25 protein-coding genes and 1 pseudogene are annotated in these 26,824 nt (G+C 55.1%); 13 read left to right on the top strand and 13 right to left on the bottom strand.

Annotated features, from left to right (window positions below; genetic code table 11):
- Positions 1-132 precede the first annotated feature (132 nt).
- The 3 genes and pseudogenes from TMES_RS17690 to TMES_RS17680 form a co-directional block, all read left to right on the top strand.
- Positions 133-861: pseudogene (locus TMES_RS17690) on the top strand (methionine ABC transporter ATP-binding protein); the annotation flags it as partial.
- 87 nt (positions 862-948) lie between these two features.
- Positions 949-1,608 carry a methionine ABC transporter permease gene (locus TMES_RS17685; RefSeq protein ID WP_085584999.1) on the top strand — a complete coding sequence of 220 codons (660 nt, stop codon included), beginning with the start codon at positions 949-951 and terminating at the stop codon, positions 1,606-1,608.
- A 57-nt stretch (positions 1,609-1,665) separates the two neighbouring features.
- Positions 1,666-2,454: a MetQ/NlpA family ABC transporter substrate-binding protein gene (locus TMES_RS17680; protein WP_085584998.1), complete on the top strand. Its 789-nt coding sequence runs from the start codon at positions 1,666-1,668 to the stop codon at positions 2,452-2,454.
- A gap of 107 nt (positions 2,455-2,561) precedes the next feature.
- On the opposite strand, the gene TMES_RS17675 is transcribed toward TMES_RS17680, so the two are convergent.
- A complete protein-coding gene (locus TMES_RS17675; RefSeq protein ID WP_085584996.1) occupies positions 2,562-4,454 on the bottom strand; it encodes an ABC-F family ATP-binding cassette domain-containing protein in 1,893 nt (630 codons plus the stop codon).
- Positions 4,455-4,762: 308 nt separating this feature from the next.
- Here TMES_RS17675 and ndk point away from each other — a divergent pair, with 308 nt between their 5' ends.
- The gene (ndk, locus tag TMES_RS17670; RefSeq protein ID WP_085584994.1) at positions 4,763-5,185 is read left to right on the top strand and encodes a nucleoside-diphosphate kinase; all 423 of its coding nucleotides are present in this window, start codon (positions 4,763-4,765) and stop codon (positions 5,183-5,185) included.
- Between the two features lie 131 nt (positions 5,186-5,316).
- Here the strand turns inward: ndk and TMES_RS17665 are convergent, their stop codons facing one another.
- The 6 genes from TMES_RS17665 to TMES_RS22825 form a co-directional block, all read right to left on the bottom strand.
- On the bottom strand, positions 5,317-7,023 hold the full coding sequence (locus TMES_RS17665) for a methyl-accepting chemotaxis protein (RefSeq protein WP_085584992.1): 1,707 nt from the start codon (positions 7,021-7,023) through the stop codon (positions 5,317-5,319).
- Between the two features lie 308 nt (positions 7,024-7,331).
- A complete protein-coding gene (locus TMES_RS22675) occupies positions 7,332-7,466 on the bottom strand; it encodes an aa3-type cytochrome c oxidase subunit IV (RefSeq protein ID WP_143589712.1) in 135 nt (44 codons plus the stop codon).
- Between the two features lie 311 nt (positions 7,467-7,777).
- Positions 7,778-8,035: an aa3-type cytochrome c oxidase subunit IV gene (locus tag TMES_RS17660; protein ID WP_158091268.1), complete on the bottom strand. Its 258-nt coding sequence runs from the start codon at positions 8,033-8,035 to the stop codon at positions 7,778-7,780.
- A gap of 145 nt (positions 8,036-8,180) precedes the next feature.
- Entirely contained in the window at positions 8,181-8,855 is a 675-nt protein-coding gene (gene purN, locus TMES_RS17655; RefSeq protein WP_085584988.1) for a phosphoribosylglycinamide formyltransferase, read from the bottom strand.
- Positions 8,843-9,916: a phosphoribosylformylglycinamidine cyclo-ligase gene (purM, locus tag TMES_RS17650; RefSeq protein ID WP_085584986.1), complete on the bottom strand. Its 1,074-nt coding sequence runs from the start codon at positions 9,914-9,916 to the stop codon at positions 8,843-8,845. Before purM ends, purN begins: the two co-directional genes overlap by 13 nt.
- Positions 9,917-9,940: 24 nt before the next feature.
- On the bottom strand, positions 9,941-10,105 hold the full coding sequence (locus TMES_RS22825) for a hypothetical protein (protein ID WP_158091267.1): 165 nt from the start codon (positions 10,103-10,105) through the stop codon (positions 9,941-9,943).
- A gap of 147 nt (positions 10,106-10,252) precedes the next feature.
- Between TMES_RS22825 and TMES_RS17645 the strand changes: the two genes are divergently transcribed.
- The 7 genes from TMES_RS17645 to rnd all read left to right on the top strand — a co-directional run bounded on the left by TMES_RS17645 (position 10,253) and on the right by rnd (position 17,670).
- The gene (locus TMES_RS17645; protein ID WP_143589710.1) at positions 10,253-11,344 is read left to right on the top strand and encodes a DUF2066 domain-containing protein; all 1,092 of its coding nucleotides are present in this window, start codon (positions 10,253-10,255) and stop codon (positions 11,342-11,344) included.
- Positions 11,345-11,627: 283 nt separating this feature from the next.
- Positions 11,628-12,863: an AI-2E family transporter gene (locus TMES_RS17640; protein ID WP_085584982.1), complete on the top strand. Its 1,236-nt coding sequence runs from the start codon at positions 11,628-11,630 to the stop codon at positions 12,861-12,863.
- The gene (locus TMES_RS17635; protein WP_245835501.1) at positions 12,847-13,575 is read left to right on the top strand and encodes an HdaA/DnaA family protein; all 729 of its coding nucleotides are present in this window, start codon (positions 12,847-12,849) and stop codon (positions 13,573-13,575) included. The genes TMES_RS17640 and TMES_RS17635 overlap by 17 nt, the downstream gene beginning before the upstream one ends.
- A 176-nt stretch (positions 13,576-13,751) precedes the next feature.
- On the top strand, positions 13,752-14,279 hold the full coding sequence (locus tag TMES_RS17630) for an ATP-dependent zinc protease family protein (RefSeq protein ID WP_085584980.1): 528 nt from the start codon (positions 13,752-13,754) through the stop codon (positions 14,277-14,279).
- A 63-nt stretch (positions 14,280-14,342) separates the two neighbouring features.
- Positions 14,343-15,248, top strand: a complete 906-nt coding sequence (gene rimK / locus TMES_RS17625; RefSeq protein WP_085584978.1) for a 30S ribosomal protein S6--L-glutamate ligase — start codon at positions 14,343-14,345, stop codon at positions 15,246-15,248.
- A gap of 4 nt (positions 15,249-15,252) precedes the next feature.
- Complete coding sequence (locus tag TMES_RS17620; RefSeq protein WP_211275949.1) at positions 15,253-16,329, top strand: succinylglutamate desuccinylase/aspartoacylase family protein; 1,077 nt, start codon at positions 15,253-15,255, stop codon at positions 16,327-16,329.
- A gap of 75 nt (positions 16,330-16,404) precedes the next feature.
- The gene (gene rnd, locus TMES_RS17615) at positions 16,405-17,670 is read left to right on the top strand and encodes a ribonuclease D (RefSeq protein WP_085584976.1); all 1,266 of its coding nucleotides are present in this window, start codon (positions 16,405-16,407) and stop codon (positions 17,668-17,670) included.
- 106 nt (positions 17,671-17,776) lie between these two features.
- Here the strand turns inward: rnd and TMES_RS17610 are convergent, their stop codons facing one another.
- Complete coding sequence (locus TMES_RS17610; RefSeq protein WP_085584974.1) at positions 17,777-18,574, bottom strand: SDR family oxidoreductase; 798 nt, start codon at positions 18,572-18,574, stop codon at positions 17,777-17,779.
- Entirely contained in the window at positions 18,574-18,942 is a 369-nt protein-coding gene (locus TMES_RS17605) for a nuclear transport factor 2 family protein (RefSeq protein ID WP_085584972.1), read from the bottom strand. Before TMES_RS17605 ends, TMES_RS17610 begins: the two co-directional genes overlap by 1 nt.
- A gap of 116 nt (positions 18,943-19,058) precedes the next feature.
- Here TMES_RS17605 and TMES_RS17600 point away from each other — a divergent pair, with 116 nt between their 5' ends.
- Positions 19,059-19,448 (top strand): winged helix-turn-helix transcriptional regulator, encoded by a 390-nt coding sequence (locus TMES_RS17600; protein ID WP_143589709.1) that lies wholly within the window; start codon positions 19,059-19,061, stop codon positions 19,446-19,448.
- Positions 19,449-19,517: 69 nt separating this feature from the next.
- Here TMES_RS17600 and TMES_RS17595 read toward each other — a convergent pair whose 3' ends face one another.
- Positions 19,518-20,390: an SDR family oxidoreductase gene (locus tag TMES_RS17595; RefSeq protein ID WP_245835500.1), complete on the bottom strand. Its 873-nt coding sequence runs from the start codon at positions 20,388-20,390 to the stop codon at positions 19,518-19,520.
- Between the two features lie 97 nt (positions 20,391-20,487).
- Here TMES_RS17595 and TMES_RS17590 point away from each other — a divergent pair, with 97 nt between their 5' ends.
- Positions 20,488-21,423: a LysR family transcriptional regulator gene (locus tag TMES_RS17590; RefSeq protein ID WP_085584968.1), complete on the top strand. Its 936-nt coding sequence runs from the start codon at positions 20,488-20,490 to the stop codon at positions 21,421-21,423.
- 41 nt (positions 21,424-21,464) lie between these two features.
- Here TMES_RS17590 and TMES_RS17585 read toward each other — a convergent pair whose 3' ends face one another.
- The 3 genes from TMES_RS17585 to TMES_RS17575 form a co-directional block, all read right to left on the bottom strand.
- A complete protein-coding gene (locus TMES_RS17585; protein WP_085585114.1) occupies positions 21,465-22,760 on the bottom strand; it encodes a DUF1835 domain-containing protein in 1,296 nt (431 codons plus the stop codon).
- Between the two features lie 124 nt (positions 22,761-22,884).
- The gene (locus TMES_RS17580; RefSeq protein WP_085584966.1) at positions 22,885-24,372 is read right to left on the bottom strand and encodes a Ppx/GppA family phosphatase; all 1,488 of its coding nucleotides are present in this window, start codon (positions 24,370-24,372) and stop codon (positions 22,885-22,887) included.
- 23 nt (positions 24,373-24,395) lie between these two features.
- On the bottom strand, positions 24,396-26,546 hold the full coding sequence (locus TMES_RS17575; RefSeq protein WP_085584964.1) for an RNA degradosome polyphosphate kinase: 2,151 nt from the start codon (positions 26,544-26,546) through the stop codon (positions 24,396-24,398).
- Positions 26,547-26,824: the final 278 nt, after the last annotated feature.

Below are 26,824 nucleotides of genomic sequence, written 5' to 3'. Positions count from 1 at the left end.
TAACGCGCCGATTTGCTTCTCAGCTTGCGGGCGCGTAATAAATACGGCTAAAGCGAGTTGGGCGTGCGCCTTTTGCAACGACCGTCTCGGTGATGCCGCAGACGGTTTTTTTATGTTGAAAAGGAGGGCGCCATGATCCGGCTGACCGACCTGCACAAAACATATCCTGCCCGGCGGGGCAGCCCCGAACATGTTGCGTTGCGCGGTATCGACCTTGATATTGCAGCGGGCGAAATTGTCGGCGTGATTGGCCGTTCCGGGGCCGGGAAATCTACCCTTATTCGCTGCATCAATTTGCTGGAAATGCCAACATCGGGCCGTGTCATTGTCGATGGCACCGATGTGACCACACTTGCGAAACGCGATTTACCGCTGTTTCGCCGCCAGTTGGGCATGGTGTTTCAGCATTTCAATTTGCTATCCTCGCGCACGGTTTACGACAATATCGCCTTGCCACTTGAATTGGCGGGGGCCAGCAAGGCCGAAATTGCCGCCGCGATTGACCCGTTATTGCCGTTAGTTGGTCTGGAAGACAAACGCGACCGTTATCCGGCTGAATTGTCGGGTGGGCAAAAGCAGCGCGTCGGCATTGCGCGCGCCCTGTCGAGCAACCCCAAGGTTGTTTTGTGCGACGAAGTGACCTCGGCGCTGGACCCGGAAACCACCCGGCAGATATTGGCGCTTTTGCGCGATATTAACAAACGCCTTGGCCTGACCATGGTGGTGATTACCCACGAAATGGCGGTGGTGAAACAGCTTTGCGACCGCGTTGCCGTGATGGATGGCGGCGTGATTGTTGAACAGGGTGCCGTGGATGGCATTTTTGCCAATCCGCAACATCCGACAACCCAATCCCTGCTGGCCGACGAATTTCTGGATTTTAAACCCGGTGTGCCATCCCGTGCAGCATCGCCTGCAAGTACATCTATCGGGCAGGAGGGTTAAGCCATGTGGTCCACACTTCTTCCCATTTTAGGGCAGGCGACGCTGGAAACCCTTTATATGGTGTTTGCATCGCTGGCGATTGGCGCGCTGGTTGGTCTGCCTCTGGGCGTGTTGCTGGCAACATCGGGCCGGGGCGAGCTTTTTGAAGCACCGGTTTTTCAAAAAACCATCGGGCCGATTGTAAACGCCACGCGTTCGGTGCCGTTTATCATTCTGGCGGTTGCCATTATTCCGTTTACCCGTTTTGTGGTGGGCACATCGATTGGCACATCGGCGGCCATTGTGCCGCTGACAGTCGCGGCGATCCCGTTTATTGCCCGCATTATTGAAGGGGCGGTGCGTGAAGTTGACGGCGGCCTGATCGAGGCCGCCCACGCCATGGGGGCCCGCCCGATGCAGGTGGTGACCAAGGTTTTATTGCCCGAAGCCCTGCCTGCCATCATTCATGGCCTGACCTTAACGGCGGTTACCCTTGTCGGGTATTCGGCGATGGTGGGGGCCGTTGGGGCCGGTGGCCTGGGTGACCTTGGTATTCGCTATGGTTATCAGCGGTTTCGCCCCGATGTGATGGCCGCCGTTGTTGTGACGCTGATTGTGGTGGTCCAGGCGGTGCAAATGCTGGGCGATCATTTGGCGCGCAAGGCCGACAAACGCAATATCTGACTATTTTACACATTCCCGCATTTAACATTTAAAATGCAGCTTAAAAGGAGCCTTCCCATGCGGTTTTTCAAAACCCTGAGTGCGGCTGTCATTCTGACGGCCAGCCTTGCCATCCCGGCCTTTGCCAAGGATGAAATCAAAATTGGCGTCACTGCCGGCGAACATGAAGAAATCATGGAACAGGTTGCCAAGGTTGCGGCGCAAAAGGGCCTGAAGCTCGACATTGTCACCTTCAGCGATTATGTGCTGCCCAACCAGGCACTTGATGATGGCGATCTTGATGCCAACAGCTTCCAGCACGTGCCGTACCTTGATAACCAGATCAAAGACCGCGGGTATCATTTGTCGGTTGTCGGTTATAACTTTGTCACCCCGATGGGCATTTATTCCGACAAATACAAAAGCCTGAATGACCTGCCCGATGGCGCCAAAATTTCGATCCCGAACGACCCGACCAATGGCGGCCGTGCATTGTTGCTGTTGCAGGCCAAAGGCCTGATCAAGGTTGATCCGGATGCCGGTTTGGTGGTCAGCCCGCTTGATATCACCGAGAACCCCAAAGGGTTTGATTTTATTGAACTTGATGCGGCCCAGCTGCCGCGTTCGATGGCCGATGTTGATGCCGCTGCGATCAACACCAACTATGCCATCGAAGCCAAGCTGAACCCGACCAAGGATTCGATCGCGATTGAAAGCAAGGATAGCCCCTATGCCAACGTGATCGTCACCCGCACCGATGACAAGGATCAGCCCTGGGTCAAAATTCTGGTGGAATCCTATAATTCAGACACCATTCGCGACTTCATCAACAAAAAATATGATGGCGCAGTGGTTCCGGTATTTTAATCGGTAATTCTGACTGGACTTAACGAAAAAACGGCCCCGGGAAATGCTCCCGGGGCCGTTTTGTTTGGGCGACGGGCAATGGTTATGCCCTGATGGTCAGGTAAGCGTTACGCGACCATTATTTCGTATTCTTCCTGCTTTTCCAGCCACAGGCTTTCGGTTTTGGCCAGATCGGCTTTAACCTTGGCCATATCCAACTGCAGCTTGTTCAGGCGGTCGGCACTGCCTGCGGTATAAAGCGACTGATCGGTCAGCTCGGCTTCAATCGCGGCAATTTTGGTGGTGCATTGCGCCATCTGTTTTTCAAGTTTTTCAACTTCCTTGCGCAGCGGGGCGGCAACCTTGCGTTTTTCGGCCGCAGCCTGACGTTCAGCCTTGCGGTCGCGTTTTTGGTCCGGCGTTGCTGCAACCGAGCTTTTGCCTGCCCGGCGATCGGCGCGCGCACGATCCAGCAAATATTGGCGATATTCGTTTACGTCGCCGTCAAAATTGCTGACTGTGCCATCAGCGACCAGCAACAGGCGGTCGGCACAGGCCTCGATCAAATATGGATCATGGCTGATGATGATCACGGCACCTTCGTAATTATTAAGCGCATGGTTCAGGGCGTCGCGGGCATCAATGTCAAGGTGGTTGGTCGGTTCGTCAAGGATCAGCATGTGCGGGGCATCAAGCGTCATCAAGGCAAACAGCAACCGTGCTTTTTCGCCACCCGACAGGTTTTTAACCTTGGTATTGCCCTTGTCGCCTTCAAAGGCAAAGCGACCCAACTGGGCACGAACCTTGCTTTCGATCACGTTGGGCATCAAGGCGGCCAAATGCTGGTAGGGGGTGTTTTCCATGACCAGTTCGTCGGTCTGGTGCTGGGCAAAATAGCCAATCCGCAACTTGTTTGACGAAACCTTCTGGCCGTTCATCAGTTCAAGTTTGTCAGACAGAAGCTTTGCCAGCGTGGATTTCCCGTTACCATTGGCACCCAGCAGGGCAATACGGTCATCCATATCGATGCGCAGGTTAAGGTCGCGCAAAACGGGTTTGCCGTTATAGCCGACATCGCCGTTATCAATTGTGATCAGGGGCGGCGGCAGTTCCTGCGGGCTTGGGAAATCAAATGTGATGCTGCGGTCTTCGACCACGGCAATGGCCGGGCCCATTTTTTCCAGCATTTTGACACGGCTTTGCGCCTGTTTGGCCTTGCTGGCCTTGGCGCGAAAGCGGTCGATAAAAGATTGCAGGTGTTTTTGCTGGGCAATCTGTTTTTCGTAATGCTTTGATGCCAGTTCCATCTGTTCGCGGCGGGTTTTGGCAAATTTATCGTAATTGCCGCCATACAGGGTTAGCTGGGCATTGTGCAGATGAACAATATGTTTAACTGCCCGGTTTAACAAATCACGGTCATGGCTGACCAGAATGATCGTGCCGGGATAGCTGATCAGATATTGTTCCAGCCAGATGGTGGCTTCAAGATCGAGGTGGTTGGTCGGTTCGTCAAGCAGCAGAAGGTCGGGCTGCAAAAACAGGGTGGCCGCCAGGGCGACACGCATGCGCCAACCGCCCGAGAAGTCATCACAGGCGCGCAACTGGGCTTCGCCGTCAAAACCAAGGCCCGAAAGAATGGATGCCGCGCGTGCTTCGGCGGTGTGGGCATCAATATCGGCCAGACGGGTGTGAATTTCGGCAATGCGGTGGCCGTCGGTGGCGGTTTCGGCCTCGGCCAGCAGATTGGCGCGCTCGGTATCGGCGGCAAGCACGGTATCAAGCAAGGATCGCGACCCGGCAGGGGCCTCCTGCGACACCATGCCCATGCGGACACGGGCGTTGAGGCTGATCTCGCCGCCATCAAGCATAAGTTGGCCGGCGATCAGTTTCAGCAGCGTAGATTTCCCCGCGCCATTGCTGCCAATCAGGCCGATTTTGTGTCCGGCCGGAATGGTAAGACTGGTTTGGTCAAAGATCATCCGGCCGCCGATGCGGTAGATGATGTTGGAAATATTGAGCATACTGTCGCCTGTGTAACGGAATCGGTTATTTCTCTGCCCTTCAATAGGGCAGGGGGCGCGAAGACGCAAGGATTCTTGAAACTGTCATCTCGGCGGTTTTGCACCTTTGTATAGGGTGCCAACATGTTGGAACTGCCGGTTTTTAAAGGGATTGTTCACGCCAGAAGGGTGATAAAGGCCCGATGCGTGAAACGCAGGGCTGAAATGCGAATGGTTAACTATGTGTTGCGTTGGGCGAAAAGGCCGTTTATATAGCGCCAACCTCATCTTGGGGGTAATGAAATTTTACAAGTACCTAGGTGAAACCAATGGCTGTCGAACGTACTTTGTCCATCATCAAGCCTGACGCAACCCGTCGCAATCTGACCGGCAAGATCAATGCAGTGATCGAAGAAGCTGGTCTGCGCGTTGTTGCTCAGAAACGTGCTCGTCTCACCCGTGAACAGGCTGAAGGTTTTTATGCCGTTCACAAGGAACGTTCGTTCTTTGGCGAACTGGTGGACTTCATGGTTTCCGGCCCCGTCGTCATCCAGGTTCTGGAAGGCGAAAATGCCGTTGCAAAATATCGCGAAGTAATGGGCGCTACCAACCCGGCAAATGCCGATGAGGGCACCATTCGCAAGCTGTTCGCTGAATCGATCGAAGCAAATTCGGTCCATGGTTCAGACTCGCTTGAAAATGCAGCAAACGAAATTGCATATTTCTTCGCCCAGACCGACATCGTCGGTTAATTCGGGCAGGCCCCGCTTTTGCGGGGGCTGGAAATGTAAAAAACGCCCCGCGCGATATGTGCGGGGCGTTTTTTGTTGTTTGCATATCGGGTTTATAAACCGGAATTTTGACCAGGCTTGTTGCCCGAGGGTCAATCGCGCACTTTGCCAAAAAAGCCGTCGACCGACGAGCGCAAGGATTGCGCGCTGGCGGTAAGCTGATGTGCGGCAGCGGCAAGCTCGCTGGCTGTCATCTGGCTTTCCGAGACGGCAGTCTGGATCGTGCCAGCCTTTTGTGCCGCCTGATAGGTGCCGTCAGACGCGTTTTGCACGTTTTGGGCAATGTCGCGGGTGGCATCGGCCTGCTGGCTCATGGCGGTGGCGATAGAGGAGGAAATATCGTCCATGTTGGAAATGATCCGCGATATTTCCTCGATCGCAGTAACCGATTCGCGCGTGGCGGTTTGAATATCGCCAATCTGTTTGCTGATTTCTTCGGTTGCGCGCGCGGTTTGGGTGGCCAGATTTTTCACTTCGGAGGCCACAACGGCAAACCCCTTGCCGGCATCACCGGCACGGGCCGCCTCGATGGTGGCGTTAAGCGCCAGAAGATTGGTCTGGTTGGCGATATCGGAAATCAGCCCCAGCACTTCGCCAATATGGGCGGCCGAATTGGCAAGCCCCGCCACCAGGTGGTTGGTGTGATCGGCCTGCGACACGGCCTGACGGGCAATTTCGGACGATGTATTGGCCTGCTGGGTAATGTCGCGAATGGAATGGGTCAGTTCTTCGGCGGCGGCGGCAACGGTTTCGACACTGCCATTGGCACTTGATGACGCAAGGTTGACTTCCTCGGCCATCACAAGGTTTGCCTTGCCGTTTTTGGTCAGCGCGGTCGATGTCTGGTCTATTTTGCTGGCCGCGGCGGAAACACCGGTAACCACGGTGGCAATTTCGTGATCGAACTGGGTAATCGCCTGATTGCGCTTTTCATTGGCCCGATCAAGCTGTTCCTGATTTCGGGCTTTTTCGGCCGAAAGCTGTTCTGTTTGTGCCATGTTGCGTTGAAACACCTGCACGGAACGGGCCATGTCGCCAATTTCATCAACATCATCGGTGAAGCGAACATCGGTGCCTGCCTTGCCTGCGGCCAGCGCTTTCATGTCGTCGGAGAGTTGATCAATCCGGCGCGAGATATTGTTGCGGGCGTAAATTGAAAACAGCGCAGCAACGGCAAAGCCGGCAATGGTGATGACAATCATGGTCAGGACGGATGCTTCAACATGCGTGCGCATTTCGGCAACGCCGGTATCCATGTCATCATGAATTAATTCTTCGGCGTCGTCGGCCAGTGCGATGAACTGGTCAAAGGATGCGTCGAATTTTTCGTCGGCACTGCTGCCCGCTTTGAGGTTTGCGTTGTTGCCCTGTGTCAGCTTGGCGTCATAGCGCTGATGGGCGCTGGCGGTGAATTCAGCCACCGATTTTTTAACATGCGCCATTTTGCTTTGCACACCGGCATTCTGGCTGGCAACAAAGGCCCCTTCGTCGTTCTCGCCGCCTGAAATGATGGCATCAACATACCAGGCGCATTCCGCCAGAAGGTCCCACACCTCGTTGATGTCTTCGGTCCCATCGCCCGACATTATTTCTTCAAATACCAGATGGGCGCGGGTGGCGGTAAGTTTGATTTCCATGGCTGCGTCGCCAAGCGGCGCAAGTTCAACCGCGACCTTGTCGGCTTCTTTGCCCATGCCAAGGGTAAAGGTTATTCCTGCTATCCCCGTAATGGCAGTAATTACTGCCATGGTGATGAAGGCGAATAACAGGCGCTGGCTGATATTTTTGTTAAATGGCATTGTTGCTGTCCCCGGATGCAATTGCGTTCCTATACATTGGGGGGCAGACCAGCGGTTCAATAAGCAAAGTTGGCAAACAGCCCACTTTGACCCACAATTTTGGTCATCAGCGGTCTTTTTTCCCGCGATATCAGTGTTTTACCCGTTATAAGGTCGGACCTTGCCGCGTATTCAGCCCAAGGTTAGGGCCGCGCAGCCTTATCGTATTTTAACATTACCAAAAGGGCATGGCGGGCTCGGGGAGGGTGGCACAGCCGCCCGTGTGACCCGAACCCGCAAGGGAAGGTTTGGTACCGTAATGTTTCTGGTTACAGGAAAAAAATCATCAGAAACAACAAGGTTGCTGCTGCGGCCAGAACGTTGGTGAATAAAAACCAGACAAAGTTATGCCAGGTTTTTTCATGTTCGCGCACCAGATTTGCGTCGTATTCACTGCCTTGCATGTCATCCTCCGTAAAGAATGGTGAAATTCCCAGCCCGCTTTGATGTGGCTGTTTTTTGATGGTTTTATGAAACAACACCAGAAGGGTGAATTTGTGCCGCGAATGTAACTATTTAATGGCGATAAAACTGCCGGAATTCGCGCTAATTTTGAACTTTCCCGCCTCTGAAACTCTGCGGTTAACACTGTTAATACCGGGTGTGGCGAGTGGGCCGGGCACAAAAAAACCGCGCGTAATTTACGGGCGGTTTTATCTTTGGCCAACGCGCCTGAAGCGTGCGGCAAAATTTGAAAACGGACAGCTTGCTGAAATTACAGCAAAAAAAGCGCCATTAAAATCACCAGCACAATCACGCTGCCGGTGGAATATTTTACAAAGCGGGTATAGCCCGCATAAATATCTTTATGGGTGTGGGCCTGGTCGTAATCGTTTCCCTGCACAGGGGCCTCCATTTCACAAAAGGTCATCGCCAGAACAATGTGGCACCAAACTGCCACAATCGGGCACAGGGCCGTACCGAAACCGTCGCAAGCAAGGCCGGGTTCGGTGGCAAATTGTTCCGGAGTCATTCCTGTTATAAACGGGCGTGCCATCGCGCGCAAGACGGGTTTTCGCTGCGCAATTCAACCCTTTGCGTAAAACGCGGTGGTTGAACCCGTTTCTGGCAGCAAGCGAAAATCAAAGCTGGCGCCACCATCGACGCCAGCGGTGCTTTCATCCCCGGGCAAGGACCGGGTTGATGTGGGCAAAGTCCGGGCTGTGCGAATCATGCACGGTAACGCGGCCATCATCGCCGACAACAACGCGATCTTCGGCAATCGCGCGGATGACTTGCGGGTAAATCCGGTGTTCCTGGCGCAAAATGCGCTGGCCAAGGCTGGCGGCATCATCATCGGCCAATACCGGCACCACGGCCTGGGCAATAATCGGTCCTGCATCCATTTCGGGCACAACAAAATGAACCGAGCAGCCGGAATATTTAACCCCGGCGGCAATGGTTTGTTCGTGCGCATGCAAGCCTTTGAACGACGGCAGCAGGGACGGGTGAATGTTAATCAGCCGTCCTTCCCAGCGTTTGGCGAAACTTTCGCTGACCAGTCGCAAATAACCTGCCAGTACCACCAGATCGGCACCACTTTGGGCAATCAGCTCGCTGACCGCATGGTCATAGGCTTCGCGTCCGCCAGGATAACCTTTATGGCCAAGGCTTTTGGCCTCGATCCCGGCGGCACGCGCACGATCCAGCCCTTTGGCATCGGGTTGGTTGGAAAATACCAGCACGATTTCGGCGGGGTAGTCAGCGGCAGTGCAGGCATCGATAATGGCCTGCAGGTTGCTGCCGCTGCCCGATAGCAGAACAGCAAGTTTCAGCCGGTTTACTTTTCCCATGCCCGGCCCATGTTTTTAATGATCACTTGCGGGCCATCGCCAGCACGCGGGCCGATGAAGCCGATCTGGCTTACGGTTTCGCCATGTTCGCGCAGCAGGGCCTCGGTCGCATCGGCTTTATCGGCGGCAACAACCACGCACATGCCAATGCCGCAATTAAAGGTGCGCGCCATCTCAACCGATGGAATACCGCCTTCTGCTGCCAGCCATTTGAAAATCGGCAGGAAGTCCCAGCAATCGGCATCAAAAACGGCGGTTGCTGTTTCGGGCAATACGCGCGGCACGTTTTCGGTTAGGCCGCCACCGGTGATGTGGGCAAAGGCCTTTACATAACCGGCCTTGTGCGCGGCAAGGCAGCTTTTGACATAAATTTTAGTCGGTTCAAGCAATGCTTCGCCAACTTTTTGGCCCGGTGCGAACGGGGCGTCGTCGTCGTAATTCAGGCCTGCTTTTTCAACAACCTTGCGCACCAGCGAATAACCGTTGGAATGAACACCGCTCGATGCCAGACCCAGAATAACGTCGCCTTCGGCAACCGTGCTGCCATCAAGCAGGTTGCCGCGTTCGGCGGCACCGACAGCAAAGCCCGCCAGATCATATTCGCCATCGGCATACATGCCGGGCATTTCGGCGGTTTCGCCCCCGATCAAGGCGCAACCGGCTTGCTTGCAGCCTTCGGCGATACCGGCAACCACATCGGTTGCTTTATCGACAGCAAGTTTGCCGGTGGCAAAATAATCAAGAAACAACAGCGGCTCGGCACCCTGAACAACCAGGTCGTTCACGCTCATGGCGACAAGGTCGATACCAACGGTGTCGTGTTTGTCAGCCAGAAAAGCGACTTTCAGCTTGGTACCAACACCGTCGGTGCATGAAACCAGCACCGGGTCGTTGTAACCGGCAGCTTTTAAGTCAAACAGTGCGCCGAATCCACCCAGTCCGCCGGAAACACCGGAACGGCTGGTGGCCTTGGCCAAGGGTTTAATTGCATCGACAAGGGCGTTGCCAGCATCAATATCAACGCCGGAGTCCTTATAGGTGAGGCCGTTGCGGGCGGTCATGGGCGATCCTCGCACTCACTGGATTTAAAAGGGAAAGCGGATAAGCCCGCGTTTATCATCGTCACCCGGCATTGATAACATGGTAGCGATGATAAACGCGGACTTGATAAATTCCGCTGGCCCGAAAATACTCAAACCCGTGATGAATGCAATCATCTGCTGTGCATGGGAGACTTTTCTTTCCGTCATGCGTTACCTATGCAACAAGGTCTCTGTGAAGCTGCGCTGGCAATAAGGCACAGGCAAACCAATTTCAGGGGCCTGAACCATGACAAAACGGGCAAAGAGGCAAACGTGCTGGATCGATTAAAACCAATTCATCTGCTGGCCGGGATTATGACCGGAATTTTTGTGCTGGTTTCAGGGGCAGCAGTGCCTGCCCTTGCGCAGGATTTATATACCGTTAGCGGCGTTCACGTTGATGAAAAAGCCGATAGCGCCACCAAGGCCCGCGACGTGGCGCTTGCCAGTGGCCAGCACGCCGCATTTTCACGGTTGATCAACCGGTTAACCGTTTCGGATGGTGGGGGGGGCGTGTCGATCCCCGATCAACGCACGATTATCAATATGGTGCGTGATTTTGGCGTGTCGAACGAAAAAACTTCGTCGGTGCGTTATATCGCCGATATGACCGTGCGCTTCAAGGCCGACCAGGTGCGGGCGTTTTTACGCAACCGCAATGTTCCCTTTGCCGAAACATCTGCGCGCAAGGTTTTGATTTTGCCGGTTTATTCCGCGCAAGGCTATACCAACCTGTGGGATGATCCCAACCCGTGGCGCGATGCCTGGGGCAAGGTTTCGGGCGATAGCGGGCTGGTGCCGGTGTCTTTGCCCGTGGGCGATCTTGATGATATTGGCACTGTTTCGGTCGAACAGGCGCAAAGCGGTGATCAAACAGCGGTTAACAAAATTGGCCAGCGCTATGGCGCCAATGTGGCGGTTGCCGATGCCACGATGAGTGGAGATGGCGATGCACAATCGGTTGATGTGTCGGTAACACGATATGACGCAAACGGTTCGCCGCAGGTTTTTGGTGTTCATGAAAGCCTTGCTGCGGGCGAGTCGGTTTCGACGATGATGGAACGTGCGGCCGCCGATGTGCGCGCAAAGCTGGAAAGCAGCTGGAAACAGGCCAGCATGATTGATTACGGTGCCAGCGGCGAATTAATGGTGTTTGTGCCGATTACGGGGATGGATGATTGGGCGGGCATTGAAAACCGGCTGGAAAACCTGCCGGTGATCAAACTGATGCGGGTTGTGGCGATGTCACGGCGCGAAGTGCAGATTGACGTTGAGTTTGCAGGCACGCCCGACCAGTTTCGTATTGCCCTGGCGCAGCAAAACCTTGATTTGCAACAAATTGACCAATTGTGGTTTGTTGAACCATCGGGCAGCGACCGGTTGGCAAAATTGATGGCAAATCCCTGATTGTCGGGGATCGCCTGGGGCTATCGGGCAAATTGCCTTTCGCGGTGATGCGGCAATGATATAAGGCGGCATCACGTCTGCGGGGCAGGCCAGCACGGGACCCGCACGATGGGCCGGATTTAAACGGGGACGCACTGCCAATTGGCGTGTGCGGGCCTGTTTTGGCTTTGGTCGTGATGCGATCCGGCATTCTGTTCTGTGTCGCTGCTTTGGCTGATATCGGGGATGGATCGGAAATGGCAACAACCGCTATGGACTTTCGCAGGGTAAACGGGGAACCGACATGACGATTCGCGATCAGGTGCGTTTCTGGCTTTTGGCCTGTGCGGCGTTCTTTTTGCTGGTGTGGCTGTTTTCAAGCATCCTGCTGCCGTTTGTTGCTGGCATGGCGATTGCCTATTTTCTTGATCCGCTGGCCGATAAACTTGAAGCACGGGGGCTTAGCCGCTCGGTGGCGACGGCCATTATCACAGCCCTGTTCTTTCTGGTTTTCATTTTTGTTTTGTTGCTGATTGTGCCCTTGATCGGCAGCCAGCTGGCTGGCTTTCTTGAACGGTTGCCGGGTTATATTGTGGATTTGCGCAATCAGGCTGGTCCTTATATTCAGCATATTACCGATAAAATTGCGCCTGAAACGCTCAACAGTGTTGGCGAATCGATCAAGGGGCAAACCGCCAACGCCATTAAATGGGCGGGGAATATTTTTGGCAATCTTCTGACTGGCGGTCTGGCCTTGCTGAACTTCCTCAGTTTGGCGTTTATCACCCCGGTGGTGTCATTTTATTTGCTGCGCGACTGGGACAAGATCGTTGCCAAGGTCGATAGCTGGCTTCCGCGCCGTTCGGCGGCCGATATTCGCCAGTGCGCGCGCGAAATTGATGTCACCCTGGCCGGGTTTGTGCGCGGGCAATCCACGGTATGTTTGTTGCTGGGCCTGTTTTATGGCCTAGGCCTGACGCTGGTGGGGCTGGAATTCGGCTTTTTGATCGGGCTTATGACCGGCATTTTATCGTTTGTGCCCTATTTTGGCATGATGGTGGGCTTTGCCGTTGGGCTGGGGGTTGCCATTGCCCAGTTTGGCATTGGTCTGGATGTGGTGTTTGTTATTGGCGTGTTTGTGCTGGGCCAGTTAATGGAAGGCAACTTCCTGACACCCAAGCTGGTGGGCGACAAGGTGGGGCTGCATGCCGTTTGGGTGATGTTTGCCTTGCTGGCAGGTGGGGCCGTATTTGGTTTGCTTGGCGTGATGCTGGCAGTGCCGGTGGCTGCCGCCATTGGCGTGCTGGTGCGATATGCGCTGGCGCAGTATCTGGACAGCCGGTTGTATAGCCACGCGCCGCACCCGATTGCGGCCGGTGCCAATGCTGGCGGCGATGTTAATGTTGTTGCCGTGCCGGGGAATGCCAAACAAGTATCGGGCGGCAATGCCGTCGTAAACCCGCAACAACCGGCGGGCCTCGATACGGATACGGGCACGAGTCCCAAAAAATCCGACGGACGAAATGATCCGCAGCTATGATGAAATTGAAACCCCAACAATGACCGCACCGATGATGGAACCCGTGATGCCGCAGCAATTGCCCCTGGCGCTGGAGATGCGCCCGGCACTGGCACGCGCGGATTTCATGGTAACCAATTGCAACCGCGAGGCCGTTGCCTGGATCGACCGATGGCCAGCCTGGCCGGTACCCGCATTGTGCCTGTATGGCCCGGCAGGGTCGGGCAAAAGCCACCTGGCCGAAGTGTGGCGGGCGCGGTCCGGGGCATCAAGTGTGGCCGGGGCCGACCTTATCGGTGCCGATGCCGATATATTGTTGGGCGATGATACCGGCCTTGTGATTGAAGATGCCGATCTGGCCCTTGATGAAACGGTGTGTTTTCATCTTTACAACATGTTGAAAGAACGCAACGGGCATTTGTTGCTGACCGCACAGCAGCCGCCATCGCGCTGGAATGTGCGTTTGGCTGATTTGCGCTCGCGCCTGGGGGCCGCCCTTGTCTGTGAAATTTCCCCGCCGGATGACGATTTGCTGGTCGGGTTGCTGATCAAACTGTTTGCCGACCGGCAGATCGCCCCGGCACCGCAAATTGTTGCCTATATTGTGCCGCGTATTGAACGGTCCTTTGCGGCCCTGGCCCAGCTTGTTGCCGCGATTGACCGCCGGGCACTGGCCGAAAAACGCGCCGTTACCTTGCCACTGGTGCGTTCCGTGATGGAAGAAAGCCTTTAGGTGCGCCAGCGGGTTGGACCGGTCAGGACGCGACTATGCTTTGGCGGGCGATAAATCAGGCTGTTCTTGTCTTACGCGTTGATCATGCCAAAGTGAAAAGGCCCTGTTTTTTGCAATAGGTGGCTGAAACCGTTGGCGCTATACAGGGTGTTCCATTAACAGGCAGGAACAGTTGTGTGATCGAAAAACGCAATCTCGCGAAACAGACCGTTAAATCGCAAACCGATGCCCTGGTGGCAGGGGGCCATGTTTTAGGCTGGCGCGAATGGATCGGGTTGCCCGATTTGGGCGTGCCCCTGATGAAGGCCAAGGTTGATACCGGGGCGCGGACATCTTCGCTGCACGCGACCCATATCGAGCTGGTTGAAATTGATCATAAAAAATTCGTCAAATTTGTTTTGCCCCATTATCGCGGTGACGGGCATGGTCGGGTAAACTGTCAGGCCCCTTTGTTGGCCATTCGCCATATTCGCAGCTCGAACGGCAAGCAGGATGAACGCTATATTATCGCCAGCCATATTGCGGTGGGGCACCATCGGGTGAAGGTGGAATTATCGCTTGCGAACCGCTCCTTGATGGGTTTTCCCATGCTGCTGGGGCGCACCGCGATCAAGGCCGGAAGATTTTTGGTTCAACCGGCAAAATCTTATCTGGCGGGAAAGCCGGAACACGTTTATATGGCCGATCAACCGGTCGGTGAATAACCCAGCCATGCAGGCTGGTGCTATCGGTTTTCCACATCGTCAGCTTTAACGGGAGTTCTTTTTATGAAAATCGCGATGCTTGCCCGCAACGCCAATCTGTACTCCCACAAGCGGCTGGTGGAGGCCGCCGAAGCACGGGGCCATCAGATTGATGTCATCAGTACCTTGCGGGTAACGATGAACATTACCTCGATGAAGCCGGAAATTTATTATGGCGGCGAAAAGCTGACCGGTTATGACGCCGTTATTCCGCGCATCGGGGTGTCGATCACGTTTTTTGGTCTGGCTGTGTTGCGCCAGTTTGAAATGATGGGTGTTTATCCGCTAAATGAATCGGTCGCGATTGGCCGCTCGCGCGATAAATTGCGGTCGTTGCAAATTCTGGCACGGCGCGGCATTGGCCTGCCGGTAACCGCCTTTGCCCATGACCCGCGCAAAACCGACGAAGTGCTTTCCATCGTTGGCGGCGCGCCGGTGGTGATCAAATTGCTTGAAGGCACCCAGGGCATTGGTGTGGTTTTGGGCGAGACCGAAAAATCCGCCAAATCCGTGATCGAGGCCTTCCGGGGTGCCAATGTTGACATCATGGTGCAGGAATTCATCAAGGAAGCCGGCAATTCCGACATTCGCTGTTTTGTTGTTGGCGGCAAGGTGGTTGCCAGCATGGAACGCACCGGCGCACCGGGCGATTTTCGCTCCAACATTCATCGTGGCGGCTCGGCCCGCCCCGTACGTATTACCCCGCAGGAACGCGCAACAGCCGTTGAAGCCGCCAAGGCAATGGGGCTAAATGTTTGTGGTGTGGATATTTTGCGTTCCAACCACGGGCCGGTCGTGATGGAGGTTAACTCCTCGCCGGGGCTGGAAGGCATTGAAGGGGCGACGGGCAAGGATATTGCCACCATGATTATCGAATTCATGGAGCGCGATTACGGGCCCGGCAAGGTAAAGACCAAAGGCAAAGGATAACAAATTGCTGGAATACGACGAAACGACGGCGCAGCAGCGTCGTAAAACAGCTGACTTTGAACTTGGCAACAAGAAAGTCGCACCGGGCACCCGTCAGCTTGTCGATATTCCGATTTCGCTTTTATCCAACCATACCCCGGTCAATTTGACGGTAAATGTGGTGCATGGCAAACGACCGGGGCCAACCCTGTTTGTCAGTGCGGCGGTGCATGGGGATGAAATTGTCGGCGTGGAGGTGATCCGCCGGATATTGAAATCGCCGGTGTTGCGCCATTTGCGTGGCACATTGCTGGCCGTGCCGGTGGTTAACGCGTTTGGTTTTTTAAACCACACCCGTTATTTGCCCGACCGCCGCGACCTTAACCGCTGTTTTCCCGGCAGTGCGCATGGCTCGCTTGCGGGCCAGCTTGCCCATCTGTTTTTGAAAGAAGTCGTCGAGCGGTCGGATTTCGGAATTGATTTGCATACGGCGGCCGCCCACCGCGTGAATTTGCCCCAGATACGGGTGAATGAAGGCGACGAAAAAATCATGTCCTATGCGGAATCGTTTGGCGCGCCAATTATCCTGACATCGCCCTTGCGCGAAGGATCGTTGCGCCAGGCGGGCAAGGATGTGGGCGTGCCGATCCTGCTTTATGAAGCGGGCGAGGGGTTGCGGTTTGACGAAATGGCCATTCGGGCCGGGGTTTCGGGCGTGTTGCGTGTGATGCGCGAACTGGGCATGGTTGCGGCACGGTCGGTGCGGCCGCCGCGTCTGCCATCGTTTAAATCAACGGGCAGCCAGTGGTTGCGTGCCCCGGTTGGCGGGTTGCTGCGAACCTTTAAGGTCGCTGGCGATTTTGTGCGTGAAGGCGATATTGTTGCTGCCGTGTCCGACCCGTTTGGCCAAACCGATACCGAGGTTCTGGCCCGGCAGGACGGGTTGATTATCGGGCGGACCAATTTGCCGATTGTCAATCAGGGCGACGCGCTGTTTCATGTTGCATCGATCAAGCGACCGGCAGAATTGCAGGAACGCCTTGATGCCATTGAGACCCATCTTCAGTCCGATCCGTTGCTTGATGAAGACGAAATCATTTAGTTCCATTGACCATTTTCCGTATGATAACGGGCAAGCCACTGGCGAACTGTGCCGGGCAATGTTATAGCAGGGTTCATGGAAACGATTACAAAAACAGAAGACCTTCGTGTGCTGTGCGAAAGGCTGCGGCAGTTTGACTATGTCACGGTCGATACCGAATTTATGCGCGATTCGACCTATTGGCCGCAATTGTGTCTGGTGCAGGTGTGCAGCCCGGAATTTACCGATACCGGTGCGGCGATTGACCCGCTGGCGGACGGTATTGATTTAACCCCCCTTTTCGATCTGATGCAGGACGAAAGCGTGATCAAGGTTTTTCACGCCGCCCGGCAGGATATCGAAATATTTGTCCATTTAAACGGCAAGGTACCGCACCCGGTATTTGATACCCAGGTTGCCGCCATGGTTTTGGGCTATGGTGATCAGGTTGGCTATGAAACGCTGGTTAACAAGGTTGCGCGCAAAAACGTCGATAAATCGATGCGCTTTACCGACTGGTCGCGCCGCCCGTTATCGTCAAAGCAAATCAGCTATGCGATCTCGGATGTAACGCATTTGCGCACTGTTTATGAAAACTTCCACGAACGTCTGTCGGCCAATGACCGTGCGCCGTGGCTGTTTGAAGAAATGGAACGCCTGACCGACCCCGGTATTTATACCGTGGACCCCGCACAGGCATGGCTGCGGTTAAAAACCCGGTCCAACAGCCCGAAATTTCTGGCCGTTGCCAAGGCCCTTGGCGAATGGCGCGAAACCGAAGCCCAGCGTAAAAACCTGCCGCGCAACCGGGTTTTGCGCGATGATACCTTGCTTGATATTGCCGCCCGCCAGCCGCTTAACGAAAACGACCTTGATAAAACCCGGGGTGTTGGCCGCAATTTTGGCGCCAGCAAGCAGGGGCAGGCGATTATCGATGCGATTAAAGCCGCGCTTGCCGAACCGCAGGAAAACTGGCCCGTGCCCAAGGTTCGCAATGAACTGCCAGCGGGCATCGGCCCGACGGTGGAATTGCTTAAAGTTTTGCTAAAACTGTGCAGTGAAGAAAAAGGTGTTGCCCAGCGTCTGGTCGCATCAAGCGATGATTTGCAAAACATTGCCGCCGACGATAACGCCGATGTGCCAGCCCTGCATGGCTGGCGCCGCGAACTTTTCGGCCAATATGCCCTTCGCCTGAAACACGGGCAAATTGCCCTGAAACTTCAAAACGGTGAAGTTGCACTGGTTGAACTTGCAACGGTACTTGAAACAGCACCTGAAACGGCAACCGACGCCGAAGCCGTTACCGGGGCAGAAGCCGCCGCCGTGGTGAAAATTGAAGCGGACGCAGACGCAGAAGTCTGAGCCTGTTTATTTCGCGCGAGAACATTTAAAACCCCGCCAGTTCACAATTTGAACGGCGGGGTTTTGTTTTGGGTCGTCGTGCCAGCGTAGCCTTCAGGATCTGGCGTTAAACAGTGGGCACGGTGCCGCCATCAATTGTGTATTCGGCGCCATGAACCGACATCGCCCGGTCTGACACCAGAAATGCCGCAAGCTCGGCAACTTCGTCGGGGCGACCGGGGCGGCCAATGGGAATACCGCCCAGCGACTGCATCAGGCCATCGCGGGCCGCATCAAGGGTACTGCCTTGCTGGTCAGCCAGCCGTTCGATCAGGGCGCTGGCCGCTGTGGTTTCGATAAAGCCGGGCGACAGCGTGTTAACCCGAATGCCCTTGGGACCCATTTCCTTCGCCAAGCCTTTGCTATAGGTGCTAAGGGCGGCCTTGGCCGCCGCATAGGCCAGTGTGGCTTCAAACAAAGGCAAACGCCGCTGGATAGAGGATATATGCAAGATCACGCCGCTTTTGCGCGCGATCATGCCGGGCAAAAATCCGCGATCCAGCCGCACGGCAGCCATTAGGTTGGTGTCGAGTGTTTGCGTCCAATCCTCGTCCGACAAACCAAGTGCGCCGCCGCCAGGGGCTGTTGATCCACCGACATTATTAATCAGAATATCCAGCCCGCCCCAGTGCGCCATAACGGTATCGATTACGTGGCGGGTTCCCGAAACCACGGAAACATCGGCACAAATGAACAGGCCGGGGTGATTTTCGGGTGCCGTGCTGCGCGCCGTGCTGGCAACGGTCGCCCCGGCATTATGCAGGCGGTGCAACATGGCATTTCCCATGCCTTTGGTGCCGCCGGTTACCAGCACCCGTTTGCCGGTAAACTCTGTTGGGTCGATTTGATAATGGATGTTGCGCATCAGCCGATCTCCAGCGCTGTAATTTTACCGGCCTGTAATGTGAACAGATAGGTCAGACTGACGGGGGATCCCTTGAAATTACCCGATACATCGGCGGTGACGCGAAGCTGGCCATTGGTGATGGTGGCGGGCGATGTGTCGGCGGCGGAGTGATCGGGCAGGACCGCAGCCGAGGTGACAGCGTGAACAGCATCTGTGCTGCCAATGGCATGACGGATCCATTTTTCGATGGCGGCATGGCCGTCGATATTTTGTTTTTCGTCGTAAACATGGGCATCCTGGCTGAAACAGGCGGCAACACCGGCAAAATTGCGCGCAGTGCAATGATCATAAAAACCGGCAACGGCGGCGGGAAGGGCGATAGACATGGGCAAACCTTTTGTCTGTGATGCATGGATGGGGCCATGCGGTGATTGTGATATCTGCAAGCTGGCGCTATGCTTGAAAATTCACAAGAACCGACAAAAAAGTAAGGTACTTACCTGTGAGTAAGAAATGGGGTTTTGGGGCGAAAACACCGGCTGCCGGTGTTGAAGAAATTTTGAAAATGCTTGAAGGGCGCTGGAAACTGGTGATTTTGTTTCACCTTTTTGGCGGGCAGGTAAAGCGATTCTCGGAGCTGGAGCGCGCGATTGACGGCATTTCGCAAAAGATGCTGATCCAGCAACTGCGCCAGATGGAAGCCGATGGCATTGTGAAACGCATTGTTTATCATCAGGTGCCGCCCAAGGTGGAATATTGCCTGACCGATTGGGGGCAGCGCCTGTGCCCGGCACTTGATGCCTTGCTAAAATGGGCCGATTTGCGCCCGTCAGATCCGGTATCGGATCAAAACGACACCCCGGCAGCCCCAAATGTGGCATCGGCAGTTTAAAAAAGGCGAATGATCCCGGTTGGAAGCATTCGCCTGTATTGGTTTTGGGCGGCGGGTTTGAACGTGGAATTACCCTTGGTTCAACGCCTGTTTTAAAAAGTCTTCCACCGATTGGGGCGGACGGCCAAGGAGGGTGGCAGCATCTTTGCTAACGGTGTTGTAGTCGCCATTTTTGGCCGCCAGATAAATGCCGGAAATGGCGATGACAGCATGTTCGGGCAGGCCAAGGCTGCGCAAAATTCCTTGGTAAACATCGTTGGGCAAATCGGCAAAGGCAATGTTCTTGCCCGTTGCGCTGGCAATGATGGCGGCAATTTCGCTGTGCGTGATGGCCTTGGTGCCGGTCAAATCATAGGTTTTGTTGGTATGCTTTGCCGGGTTGGCCAATACGATGGCGGCAATTTCAGCCAGATCGGTGCGGGGGATGTAGGTAATGCCCGCATCACCTGCCGGTGCCGCATATTGACCGGTTTCAAGGGCGTGCGGAACGCCGCCTAACAACAGGTCGGCATAAAAGCTGTTGCGTAAAATGGTATAGCTTAGCCCGCTTTGTTTGATAAAGGCCTCGGTATCGGCATGGATGGCGGCATAGGTAAAGCCGCTATCGGCACGCGGGTCGATCACGCTGGTATAAATAACGTGTTTTACACCGGCGTTTTTTGCCGCCGTGATGGCCGTGCGATGCTGGCGGATGCGGGTTTCATTGTCGGCTTCGGCGGAAACAATCAGGGCGGCATCAATTCCGGTAAAGGCCTGTTCCATCAAGGCCTGATCGTCAAAATCGCCTTTGCGGACTTCAATGCCTTTGGCACGAATGTCGGCAGCTTTGTCCGGGTTGCGGGCACTGGCGACAATCTCGCTGGTCGGGACAAGGGTGCTTAAATGGGCGAGGGCAAGGGCGCCGAAATGGCCGGTCGCGCCAGTGATCAGTTTTTTCATCATCAATCTCCAAAAATCATGCGGGAAACCGCAATATTGGCGCTGATCCTGCCGTGAATTTGGCATATGATCAATTCGATGGAATGAATGGAAATCATGCATGAATATCGATGATTTGGATTTGGACTATCGGTTGCTGCGCTTGTTTCTGACGATTTATGATCAGGGGTCGGTTACGGCGGCGGCGGTGTTGCTTGGTGTTGGGCAGCCCACCGTTAGTCACGGGCTGGAACGGTTGCGCCATGTGGTGGGCGACCCGTTATTTGTGCGTGCGGGGCGGGGCATTACCCCCACGGCCCATGCGCATGACATGGCACCGCGTATTCGCCATATGCTGGAGGATATGCGCAGCCTGACCCGGATTGACCAGTTTGACCCGAATAACCCGCAACACAGCCTTCATTGCACCATTGGCGCAAATGATTACGAGGCCGCGGTGGTGCTGTCGGCTTTGTTTGCCTGCGTACAGTCGCTGGCGGCCGATATTACCTTTAAAATCCGCCCGGTGCGCCGCAAGCAGGACATGGTTGACAAATTGCGCGATGGCAAACTGGATTTGGCGATTACGCTGGATTACGGCGGGAATGCCAGCGACATCATGCAGCGGTCGTTATTTGATGAAAACGTGCAATGTTATTTCGACCCGCGTTTTCACCCCAACCCGCCCGATACGCTGGACCGGTATTGTGCCGCATCACATGCCCGAATTGTTTTTGATGATGACGACGAAGCATCGGCGATTGATGCGGCGCTGGCAAAACGGGGGCGGTCGCGGCGCACGGTGTTGCAGGTGGCAACGTTTGATAATTTGCCACGGCTGATTTCAGGAACGCCGGTAATTGCGACCCTGCCCATTCGTTTAGCCGATAGTGTGATGGCGGGGTATGCCGTTTGCCGGTGCCCGGTGGTGTTGCCGTCTTACCGGTTTTGCCAAAGCTGGCATGTGCGCAATGCCGCGTCCCGGTCGCACCAATGGCTGCGTGACGAAATATTTCGCATTGCCCGGGTGATTGATGTCAAAAAATCCGGGCTGTGAAGTGATGCGGTTGCCTGACAGGCACTTTCGCGGGTGTGGGATTAAACAACGACCTTGCGGGCGATATCCCAATGCGGGCAGGCGGGATCGGCACTGATTTTTACGCCGCCCACCCAGCGCGTACCGCGATAGATTTCAAAAAAACGTTTGTCCCCGCGCATAATCTGGCTGCCGGTTTCGGTCAGGGTCAGGGTGCGTTCCGGCCATGGCAAGGTGGTGTCGTCAACGCTAAAGGGTGGTTCGGCCCCGTCGGTCACTGTCATCATATCGGCCAGAACATGCCATAGCATGATGTCACCCAAAAACGGCAAGGGTTCCTTGTCGCGCATCAGGCGGCCAAAAACGCGGATGGCGGTTAACGGCCCGGCTTCGGCCAGAATTTCCAGAATCAGTTGCTGGGTCAGCGATAAATCATTGTGGCTGGCGGGCAGTTCGGCCAGATGGCGTTGCAGGGCCTTGGCCATCAAGCCAATCGGCCGGGTGGCCGAGGCCGATTTGGCAAAGGTCGCCAGATCGGCAGGGTTGGCGGCGCGCACCGCTTTCCAGACCTTGCGGCCGAGATCGTAATGGGAATCGCCAATTGGGGCGCGGGTGTTTTCCCACGTCCAGCGCAGTTGATCGGGGGTTAGCTGGCCCAGACCAGTAAATTTATCGACATCGGGCACGGAATTTATGCAAATCAGTTCGACCTTGGCGGGCAAACGCAAGGCCCCGAAAAAATCGAGCAGAAAGGCCAGAATAAGCTGGTCGTAGCTGTCATGCTCGAACCACAAAACAATATGGCGATAATCACCCGCAGCCATCAGCGCACTATATTCTTCGTGCTGGCGGTTTTGGGTTTGTTCGGGGTCCAGATCATAGGCGCTGGCGATAAAATCGGCACGCTGCTGCATTAAGACCGGCAAAGGCACATCTGGCACCGGGCCCTGGCAAAACGGATCGGCAAATTCCTGAAAATGGCCTTTGAAACCGGCCAGTTCCAGATTGTTGCGAATGTCTGATCCGCAACGGATATGCAGGGTGCCCGGCGTGTCGGGCACGGTCATCCAGCCGGTTGCAATTTGCTGTTCGGTCAGCACCATCTGGTCGATATGGGTTTTCATTTCCGGCCAGCTGATAAAGCCGTTTTCGCGCGCCAGAATTTGCTGCGCGTCCGATACCTTGAAATCGGCGGCTTTGCGGTTGGCGGCCTTGGGATGATGTTCCTTCAGGCGCTTGCGGGCATCGGCTTCGTCGGCGCGCAGCGATTTTAGCAAAGTGCGCGACAGCTTTTTTAACGCATCGATATCCAGGACACCGCGGGAAATATCGCCATTTACCGTTTTCGTGCCAGTCATTTCGCTGCGTTCCCCTTGTGCGACATAATCACGCCCCAAATATCGCCAGTTTGTTTCGGCCTGTGCGGCGGTGTTTTACCGGGTATAACACCGCGCCGATCAGGACAAGTGATGCTTTCACATATCAGCTTGCATCAATAATTTCTATTTTACTGTCACATTCCATCAGTTTTGCCAGTTTGGACAGGCGCTGGTCAACGACTTCGCCGTTCAGATCGCCGATGGTTCGGTCCAGGCGCAGGATCAGGGTTTTGCCATTCAGGATCAGTTCGCAATGGGGCAAAATGCCCTCAACCCCGCCCGACAGCGTGTGGCCAAGGCGGATGGCATGGCCAAACAGGCGGCCGGTTTTGCGGGTGTCTTCGTCGAGCAGCCGGTCGCTGGCGGCATCCCCCCGGAAATTGCCGGTATAGCGCGAGCCGATGGTGTAGGCCAAAAACACCCGGTCAACGTGGCTGAGATCCAGATAGGGATGGCGCACAACGCGGTTATAGCTTTGTTCGGCGCGGTAATCGGGGTGGTCGTTCCAGCCGATATCGCCAATGATGCAGGCGGCCAGCCGCAAACGGCGCAAATTAGAGGGCTGTTCGCGAAAGATGGGGTCGGTCCAGCGATATAGTTCTTCGCCGTGCTGATGAAACCGTTCGCTATCTTCGGCAAAACCCAGGCAGGTTTCAAGCAGCGGGTCACGGTCGCGGACTTCTTGTGGCAGCGCTTCAAACATCCAGCCTTCGCGCAGGCCATGGCCGGAAAAGATCACTTCCCTGGCCTTCATCCGCGCCAGCAAATGGTGCATGACAAGGGCGGCATGGGGCAGGCTGTCGGTCCGGCGTTTGGATACGCCGCCAATTTTTTCAAGCGATGCCCGGCTTTGCTGGGAAATGATCTTGGTCAGGTCGGAAATTTCGCTGTTGGGCATGGTCATGTTATGGACCACGGAAATCGGATAATCTTCTTGCGCGATATAAAGCTTGGCAATCGATCGCCACGAGCCACCCACGGCATAAAGCGGCAGTTTTTCGGGCTGGCCCAGCCACGGCACCGTATCAAGGTAATGGTTAACTTCGGCTTCCAGTGCATCGCGTTTGTTGCCAAACACCGCATGGAGGCGCATGGCGCCGAGCGGCAGGCTGACCCGTTGCTGGATTTGCCCCTGATCAAGCAAAACCAGTTCAAGCGACCCGCCCCCGATATCGCCCATGATACCGGTTACATGCGGATCACCCGATATAATGCCAAGCCCCGACAGGCGGGCCTCTTCAAGGCCATCAATGACCTTTACCTGCAGGCCGGTTTCATCGCGCACACGTTGACAAAAAATGTCACCGTCGCTGGCGGCACGCACGGCGGCGGTTGCCAGCACATCAACGCGCGATATTTTCATCGCGCGCAAAAGGGTGGCAAACCGGCGCAGCGCACCGATTGCCATTTCAACCCCTTCGGCATTCAGCTTGCCCGATCCATCGGGGTCACGCCCAAGGCCGCACATGACCTTTTCGTTGAAAATCGGGGCCGGTGCGCGGGTTTGACCATCAAATACCACCAGTCGGACCGAGTTCGACCCGACGTCGATAATGGCAATGCGCTTGGACACCCTGTGATCGGTAAGCATATGTCTGAATGTACCTGGTTATTCTATTCGTCGAGGACCAGTACCGGCACCGAAGACACGCTGTCTTCGTCAAGGGCGCTGCCCCGGCCCGAAAGGGACGGGTTGGTCATGAAATAATCGTTGGCCGAAAACGCATCCTTGCCCGCTTCACAACGTTCATAGGAACCATCTGGTTGTAGATACCAGCTTTGCGCGGTGTCTTTCAAATTCGCAATCATGATTTGTTCGATGATCTGGCGATGGCAAGTGGGGTTTTCAATTGGCACCAGACATTCGACCCGGCGATTAAGGTTGCGTGGCATCCAGTCGGCCGAGGAAATAAACGCCTTGGCTTTGCGCGATGGCAGTTTTGCGCCATTGGCAAACACCACAATACGCGAATGTTCCAAAAACCTGCCAACGATGGATTTAACCCGAATATTTTCCGACAGGCCCGGCACACCGGGGCGCAAACAGCAAATGCCCCGCACAACCAGATCAATTTGCACCCCGGCCTGCGAGGCACGATACAGCGCATCAATCACAACCGGGTCCACCAGACTGTTCATTTTGGTCCAGATGCCCGACGGTTTGCCGGCTTGTGCGTTTTCAATTTCTTTTTCGATATTGGCGATCAGGCTGGGGCGCATGGTGTGCGGGGCAATGGCAATTTTTTCAAGCGAACGCGGGGTGGCGTACCCTGTCATGAAATTGAAAATGGCACCGGCATCGCGGCCCAGGGCCGGGTCGCACGAAAAGAACGAAATGTCGGTATAGAATTTTGCCGTGATCGGGTGATAGTTGCCGGTGCCAAAATGGCAATAGGTGCGAAGCCCGTGGGTTTCGCGGCGCACCACCAGTGAAATTTTGGCGTGGGTTTTCCATTCAAGGAAGCCATAAACCACCTGGCATCCGGCCCGTTCAAGGTCGGCCGCCCAGCGCAGGTTGGCTTCTTCATCAAAGCGGGCTTTTAGTTCGACCATCGCGGTCACCGATTTGCCGGCTTCGGCTGCCGCAATCAGGGCCTTCACAATCGGGCTGTTTTCCGATGTGCGATACAGGGTTTGCTTGATGGCAACCACTTCGGGGTCGCGCGCGGCTTGCAGCAGGAACTGGACCACCACGTCGAAATCTTCAAACGGGTGGTGAACCACCAGGTCCTTTTTGCCAATGGCGGCAAAACAGTCACCGCCAAAATCGCGCACCCGTTCGGGGTAACGCGCGGCATAGGGCGGGAACAGCAAATCGTGATGCAGGTCGGAATCGATCAGCTGTTTAACGTCAACCACGCCCAACAGCCCGTCAACTTTAACAACTTCTTCCGGGGCGACATGAAGTTCGTCGATCACGAAATTCAAAAGATCTTCCGGGATCGAGGCATTGACCTTAAGCCGGATGATGCTGCCACGACGGCGGCGTTTAAGCGCGGTTTTAAACACGCGCACCAGATCTTCGGCTTCTTCCTCGATTTCCACATCCGAATCGCGAATAACGCGAAACAGGCCATGTTCGATCAGATCAAACCCGGGGAACAGTTTGCCAAGATACATCAAAACCGCTTGTTCCAGCGGCAAATAGCGTTCGGTTTTGCCCGGCAGGCGCAAAAAGCGGCCTATTTTGGGCGGCATGGGAATAAGCCCGCGCATATTGTGCCCGTCAGAGGGGTCAAACAATTGCATGACGATGGCAAAACCCAGATTGGGAATGAACGGAAACGGGTGCGACGGATCAATTGCCAGCGGCGTTAACGTGGGGAAAATTTCGCGCATGAAATAACCGTCCAGCCATTTATGGTCGGTCTGGGTCAAATCATCGGGTTCGATCACGGAAATACCCAGCTGGTGCATGTCGCCGCGCAGCTTTTGCCAGATGCGTTGCTGGTCCTGTAACACCTGGTTGGCATCATAGGTAATGGCGCGCAGCTGCTCGTTCGGGCTTAATCCGTCCTGGCTGATATTGGTCATGCCCGCCCGGACCTGACCGACCAGACCAGCCACACGCACCATGTAAAATTCGTCCAGATTGCTGGCCGAAATTGACAAAAAGCGCAACCGTTCAAGCAACGGATGATTTGGATTCTGTGCTTCTTCCAGAACGCGGCCATTAAAGGCCAGCCAGGAAAGTTCGCGATTGATAAAGCGCTTTTCCGAATCAGTGGTGATTGCACTTGATTGAATTGCCGCAGCGTGTGTCACGCAATGTCTCCTGCCATGAGCCATGTGGTACTGGAATTAAGACGCCACCATGTCTTTCGATCGCGAGTATACGATAACTGTTTGTTAAACTGCAATTTGTAACCCGGAAAAAGAATATGCCCCTGATGGCGTGATATGTGAGTCGACGTGGCAGAATAGCCAATAACGCGCGCAGAAAATCCTACAGTTATATGTCAGTTTTTTACGTGGAACCGATGCGCCTGTTATGGCATTTCTGTGCCTTATAACATTGACCCATCACAAACGAGCCGCTTGTT

Origin of the sequence: Thalassospira mesophila (assembly GCF_002115755.1) — a bacterium.
Lineage (GTDB): Bacteria > Pseudomonadota > Alphaproteobacteria > Rhodospirillales > Thalassospiraceae > Thalassospira > Thalassospira mesophila.
The sequence above is the reverse complement of the archived record's forward strand: the minus strand, read 5'-3'. Positions and strand labels throughout refer to the sequence as shown.